The 6,363-nt window shown below is 64.7% G+C and carries 4 protein-coding genes and 1 pseudogene; 2 read left to right on the forward strand and 3 right to left on the reverse strand.

What is annotated here, in order from left to right; all coding sequences use genetic code 11:
• Position 1 precedes the first annotated feature (1 nt).
• The 3 genes from lptE to AC066Y_RS20665 form a co-directional block, all read right to left on the reverse strand.
• Positions 2–559 carry an LPS assembly lipoprotein LptE gene (gene lptE, locus AC066Y_RS20655; RefSeq protein WP_173639859.1) on the reverse strand — a complete coding sequence of 186 codons (558 nt, stop codon included), beginning with the start codon at positions 557–559 and terminating at the stop codon, positions 2–4.
• Complete coding sequence (gene leuS / locus AC066Y_RS20660; RefSeq protein WP_478275473.1) at positions 546–3,170, reverse strand: leucine--tRNA ligase; 2,625 nt, start codon at positions 3,168–3,170, stop codon at positions 546–548. The genes lptE and leuS overlap by 14 nt, the downstream gene beginning before the upstream one ends.
• A 338-nt stretch (positions 3,171–3,508) precedes the next feature.
• Positions 3,509–5,200 (reverse strand): sensor domain-containing diguanylate cyclase, encoded by a 1,692-nt coding sequence (locus tag AC066Y_RS20665; protein WP_478275474.1) that lies wholly within the window; start codon positions 5,198–5,200, stop codon positions 3,509–3,511.
• Between the two features lie 109 nt (positions 5,201–5,309).
• On the opposite strand from AC066Y_RS20665, the gene AC066Y_RS20670 reads away from it, so the two are divergent.
• Together AC066Y_RS20670 and AC066Y_RS20675 are read left to right on the forward strand one after the other, a co-directional pair.
• Complete coding sequence (locus AC066Y_RS20670; RefSeq protein ID WP_478275475.1) at positions 5,310–6,014, forward strand: YggS family pyridoxal phosphate-dependent enzyme; 705 nt, start codon at positions 5,310–5,312, stop codon at positions 6,012–6,014.
• Between the two features lie 187 nt (positions 6,015–6,201).
• A pseudogene (locus tag AC066Y_RS20675) lies at positions 6,202–6,363 on the forward strand (IS110 family transposase); the annotation flags it as partial.

Raw genomic sequence — 6,363 nt, forward strand, 5'->3', positions numbered from 1 at the left:
ATCAGGTCCCGGCTGAGAAGAACGAGGCGAGGCGGGTCTGGATGTTGTCGGCGATCTCCTGCGCGGCGCGGTCCTCGGCGTCGCGAAGGGCGCGGGTACGGGCGAAGCGCTGGTAGGAGCCCGGCATGTCATAGGACACGCGCGAGAAGGTGGTGCCGGTCATGACCGACTTGTTCGAGGCGATCTCGACCAGGTTGAACTGGGCGTCGATGCCGTAGTTCTCGCTGGTCGGCAGCGCGGTGGTCGGATCGATCATCAGCGAGGAGCGGCTGGTGGTGAAGCGCAGCACCAGCCGGTGCGTCGGCGGCGCGCCGGTAGCGGTGCCGTAGAGCTTGAAGGCGAGGGCGTTGCGGACCTCGACGCCGACCCGGGCCTCGCGGGACGCATTCGCCTTGTCGACCGGCGGAACCTCGACGCCCAGCAGCTTTTCGCGCAGGGCGGACGACTGACCGTCGAGGGTGCGCTCGGCATACATCGGCTGGAAGCAACCAGCCGTCAGCGCGGCCAAGGCTGCCACGGCCACCAGCCGGGCGGCGATCCTGATCCTAGCCGACAACATTGACGATCCTCATGGGCACCACGATCACCTTGCGGACGGGTTTGCCGCCCAGTGCGGCTTTTACCGCATCGAGCGCCAAAACGGCAGCCTCTATATCCGCATTTTGCGCCGCCCGTGGCACGGTAACATCACCTCGTTTTTTACCGTTGACCTGGACGACCAGGGTCACGCTGTCTTCGACCAGCAAATCGCGTTCGATTTGCGGCCAATCGGCCTCGGAAACCAGCCCGGACTGGCCCAGAACCACCCAGCACTCCTCGGCCAAATGCGGCATCATCGGCGAGAATAGCTGGACCAGGATGGTCGCAGCCTCTTTCACCGCCCAGGCCACATCCGGGGCAGGCTTGTCACCTTTCGCCAGCACCTCGGACAGCGCATTGGCGAATTCGCGGATATGGGCGAGGCAGACGTTGAAATGCAGCCGCTCGATCCCGGACGACACCTTGTCGAGCGCGCCATGGGCCGCCTTGCGCAACGCCAGCGCCTCGGGCCCGAAGGTGCCGGGCCGGGCCGCCGGCGCCAGCTTGGCGATCTCGGCCGATTCGTTCACCAGCCGCCACAGCCGCTGCACGAAGCGCGAGGCGCCCTGCACGCGTTCGTCGCTCCAGATCACGTCGCGATCCGGCGGCGAGTCCGACAGCATGAACCAGCGCGCCACGTCGGCGCCGTAGCTTGCGATGATGTCGTCGGGGTCGACGGTGTTCTTCTTCGACTTCGACATCTTCTCGATCGGGCCGATTGCGATGTCCTCGCCGGTCGCCATCAGCACCGCGCGGCGGCCATTGCCGCCGACCTCGATCTTGACCTCGGCCGGCGTGACCCAGGCGCCGTCGGCCTTCTGATAGGTCTCGTGCACCACCATGCCCTGGGTGAACATGCCGGCGAACGGTTCACTCATGTCGATGTGGCCGGTGGCCTTCATCGCGCGGGTGAAGAAGCGGCTGTAGAGCAGATGCAGGATCGCGTGCTCGACGCCGCCGATATACTGGTCGACCGGCATCATCCGGTTGGCGACCGCGGGCGTGGTCGGCGCGGTCTCGTTCCACGGGTCGGTGAAGCGCGCGAAGTACCACGACGAGTCCACGAAGGTGTCCATCGTGTCGGTCTCGCGCACAGCCTTGCCGCCGCACTTCGGGCAGCTGACGTGCTTCCAGGTCGGATGATGGTCGAGCGCGTTACCCGGCCTGTCGAAGCTGACATCCTCCGGCAGCGTCACCGGCAACTGGTCGTCTGGCACCGGCACCACGTCGCACTTGGGACAGTGGATCACCGGGATCGGACAGCCCCAATAGCGCTGGCGCGAAATGCCCCAGTCGCGCAGCCGGAAATTCACCTGCCGCTCGCCGACCGGCGCATTGCCGCGCAGCTCGCTCTCGAGGCGCTTCGCAACCTCTTCCTTCGCCTCGTCGATCGTCATGCCGTCGAGGAAGCGCGAATTGATCATGCGGCCGTCACCGTCATAGGCGGTATCGGTGATGAAAAACGTCTTCGGGTCCTGGCCCTCAGGGCAGACCACCGGCACGTTGCCGAGGCCGTATTTGTTGACGAAGTCGAGGTCGCGCTGGTCGTGCGCCGGGCAGCCGAAGATCGCGCCGGTGCCGTATTCCATCAGCACGAAGTTCGCGACATAGACCGGCAGCTTCCAGCTCGGATCGAACGGATGCACCGCCTTGATGCCGGTGTCGAAGCCCTGCTTCTCGGCGGTGTCGATGATCGACTGCGCGGTGCCGATCTTCTTGATGTCGGCGATGAACTCCGTGAGCTTCGGATTCTTTGCCGCGGCCGCCTGCGCCAGCGGATGGTCCGCCGAGATCGCCATGAATTTTGCGCCGAACAGCGTGTCCGGCCGGGTGGTGAAGATCTTCAGCTCGCTCTCGCCGGCCGGCGTCGTCGCCGGATCCAGCGCGAAGCGGATCAACAGGCCCTCGGAGCGGCCGATCCAGTTGCGCTGCATCAGCCGCACCTTGTCGGGCCAGCGGTCGAGACCGTCCAGCGCCTCCAGCAGTTCCTGCGCGTACTTCGTGATCTTGAAGACCCACTGGCTCATCTCACGCTGCTCGACGATGGCGCCCGAGCGCCAGCCGCGGCCGTCGATCACCTGCTCGTTGGCGAGCACGGTCATGTCGACCGGATCCCAGTTCAGCTTGCGCTTCTCGCGCTCGGCGAGGCCGGCGCGCAGCATGTCCAGGAACATCTTCTGCTGATGCTTGTAGTAGCTGGGATCGCAGGTCGCGAACTCCCGGCTCCAGTCGAGCGACAGCCCGATCGACTTGAGCTGCTTCTTCATCGCGGCGATGTTGTCGTAGGTCCAGGCCTTCGGCGCCACCTTGCGCTCGATCGCGGCATTCTCCGCCGGCAGACCGAACGCGTCCCAGCCCATCGGGTGCAGCACGTTAAACCCCTTGGCGCGCATGAAGCGGGCCAGCACGTCGCCGAGCGTGTAGTTGCGGACATGGCCGATATGGATGCGCCCCGACGGATACGGGAACATCTCGAGCACGTAGTATTTCGGCCGCGGATCGTCGTTCTTGGAGGCGAAGATCGCCTTTTCGTCCCAGGTGGCTTGCCAGCGGGGCTCGGATTCACGGGCGTTGTAGCGTTCGGCGGTCATGAAATCGCAGGGATTCTGGTGGCTTTGGGTGATTTTCGGGTCCCATCCGGGGACGGCGGACTAGGCCATAAAATCGCCCATGGGGTCAACGGCTTGGGGGCTCCAAACGCCCGATCCCGTCGCGCAGCCGCCCTGCGCCGTCGCAGGGGGCGTCGCCCTCAGCCTCCCCGTCGTCCTGGCGCAAGCCAGGACCCATAACCACAGGGTTCTGTTGGGATAACGGACCGCGGCCCAAGCTTCGCGCAACCAGCGGGGGTAATGGGTCCTGGCCTTCGCCAGGACGACACCGAAGGTGCGGCGTCACCGGTGGTCATGGTTCCGCATTCGCGCGACGCCGCTCAGCTCGCCAGCGCCATCCCCGCTTCATCCAGCGTCTGCAAGAACCCGTGCTCGATCACCGCATTCCTGCCGCGGCGCTTCGCCGCGTAGAGGGCGGCATCGGCGGCTTCGATCAGGTCGCCGGGGCGCTGGGTCTCGTTCGGCTTGGTCGTGGCGACGCCGACGCTGACGGTGACGACGCAATGGCTCGAGGGCGCGTGCGGCACCGCGAGTCCCAGGACTGCTGTGCGCACGGTCTCGCCGATCGCGAGTGCGTGCGCGGCGTCGGTGTTCGGCAGCAATAGACAAAATTCCTCGCCGCCATAGCGGCCGGCGAAGCCCATGGTGTCGGCGGCGATCCCGGCCAGCGTCTCGCCGATCCGGGTCAGGCAGACGTCGCCTTCGGGATGGCCATAGGTGTCGTTGTAGAGCTTGAAGTGATCGACATCGATCATCATCAGCGACAGCTCGCATTCATACTGCTGCGCCCGCATCCACTCGAAATCGAGCCGGCTCTGGAAGCCGCGGCGGTTGGCGAGGCCGGACAGCGCATCGATCGAGGCCATCACGGTGAGACGATCGTTGGACGCCACGAGCTCGCGCTCGCGCTGGCTGAGCTGCGCCGCCATCGCGTTGAAGGCGCGCGCCAGCGGCACGAATTCCGACGGCAGTCTGTGCTTGGCGACGCGCGCCGACCAGTCGCCCTCGCCAAACCGCCGCGCCATGCTGGTCATCAGCTCGATCGGATGGATGACTAGGCGCTCCGCGCCGACCAGGGCACCGAGCAGCACAAACAGGCAGACGAAGCCGAGCTGCAGATAGGCGGTGCGGATCTCGCGGCTGATCGCCGCCGTCACCTTGGCCTCATCCATGCTCACGATCAGGCGCGATTGCGTTCCGGCGATGCGGGCGAAGCTCAGCGTGCGCTGCGCGCCGTCGGACGCCGTGAACGACACCGAGCCTGACGGTTCGTCGTAGCTCAGCGCCTTCTCCGCAATCGCCGACATCAAGGGGATGGTGTCGAGCGAGCGGCCGATCAGGCTCGCATGATCCGCGGGGGCTGCGACCACGACGCCGGTCGAGTCGACCAGCACGGCCGACATGCCGGGCTGGCCGCCGAGATTAGCCATGATCTGCGACAGCCAGTCGATATTGATGCCGGCAACGACGACGGAGTCGAGCTCCGGATTGATCGCGGCCACCGGATAGGCGGCCATCATCATCGGGCGGCCATTGGTCCTGCCGCGCAGATAGTCGCTGAACACGAAGCCGCGGTTGTCCTGCGCCTTCTTGAAATATTCGCGGTCGCCGAGATTGAGCCCGACCTGGCTGTTGAGCGTCGAACACTGTACCAGCCCGTCTCTCGAGACGAACATGATGCTGCGGATCCATGGCAGCACCGTCGGCAGGCTGGCGCGCAATACTTCGCAGCTCTGTCCGATGCCGCCGGAGGCGCGGATATAGGCGGCCGATTTCAGCATGGTCTCGACCGAGGAGACCACCTCGCGCTGGGTTTCGGCGGCGTGCGCGGTGAGGTTGGCATAGCCTGCCGCGGCCTGCGCGATCTGCGTCGAGCGGAAATTCTCCAGCGTGCGGACGCGATCGAGCATCAAGGGCGCGACCAGCATCACCGCAAGCAAGGCGAGCCGGGCACGAATGCCCAGAACCTTCTTGAGTCTGACCCGGTTGCGGTTGAAAGTGACGCCCGACATTCTGGTCCCTTGCCCGGGCGCAAGGTAGAGTGAAGGGCTTCAAAAAGCCTTTCCCGAATTTGGTAAAATTCGAGCCAACCCCCCGCGCCTGTCAGAGAACGGCACAAGCATGACACAAAGCCCGACCGCGCCGTTATCGGCTGATTCACCACACGGCCTCGCCGTCGTGGAAAAGGAGATCGCGCACGCCTGCAAGGAAGCGCGGCGCGACCGCGCCTCAGTGACCTTGATCGCGGTGTCGAAGACATTCGCGGCCGACGCAATTTTGCCGATTATCGGCGCCGGACAGCGCGTATTTGGCGAAAACCGCGTGCAGGAGGCCAAGGGCAAGTGGCCGGAATTGATCCAGGCTCATCCGGGACTGCAGCTGCATCTGATCGGACCGTTACAGTCGAACAAGGCCAAGGAGGCGGTCGCGCTGTTCGATGCGATCCATTCGGTCGACCGCGCCAGCATTTGCGAAGCGTTAGCCAAGGAAATCAAAAATCAAGCGAAGCATCCGGAGCTCTTCGTCCAGATCAATACCGGCGAGGAGCCGCAGAAGGCCGGCGTCGCGCCGCAGGACGCGGATACCTTCATCGCGGCATGCCGCGACAAATATGGCCTGCAGATTTCAGGGCTGATGTGCATCCCGCCGGTCGACCAGGCCCCGGCGCCGCATTTCGCGCTGTGCGCCAAGATCGCCGCGCGCAATGGGCTGACAAATCTCTCGATGGGCATGAGCGCGGATTTCGCAGTGGCGATCCAGATGGGCGCCACCCATGTGCGGGTGGGCTCGGCGATCTTCGGGACGCGGACGGTGGCGCATATCTAACTGTCGTCCCTGCCTAGTGCGAATTGCGCACGGGGAGCAGGGACCCATACGCCGCGGCCATCGCAAAGGGCACACGGCGAGACATTCATCTTGCAAGCGACAGCGGTGGTTGATGGTGTGGACGGCCCCCTACGGCATCAGTGTGCCAGAATGAGGTTGTTGCAAATCTCAGACAAGGAGACCGTCCGTGAGAAAGATTATCCGTATTGGGATGGATACGTTGAAGCATATTTTTGTGCTGCATGGAGTTGACGCGGCGGAACAGCCGGTGTTGCGCAAGAAGCTGTCGCGCAAGCAGGTGCTTGAGTTTTTTGCCAAGCTTCCGCCGACGGTGATCGGGATGGAGGCC

This window comes from Bradyrhizobium sp. USDA3010 (assembly GCF_056429065.1).

Coding starts and splice junctions, on each gene's coding strand:
- lptE (WP_173639859.1), bottom strand. CDS start 559: ATGTTGTCGGCTAGGATCAGGATCGCCGCCCGGCTGGTGGCCGTGGCA.
- leuS (WP_478275473.1), bottom strand. CDS start 3,170: ATGACCGCCGAACGCTACAACGCCCGTGAATCCGAGCCCCGCTGGCAA.
- AC066Y_RS20665 (WP_478275474.1), bottom strand. CDS start 5,200: ATGTCGGGCGTCACTTTCAACCGCAACCGGGTCAGACTCAAGAAGGTT.
- AC066Y_RS20670 (WP_478275475.1), top strand. CDS start 5,310: ATGACACAAAGCCCGACCGCGCCGTTATCGGCTGATTCACCACACGGC.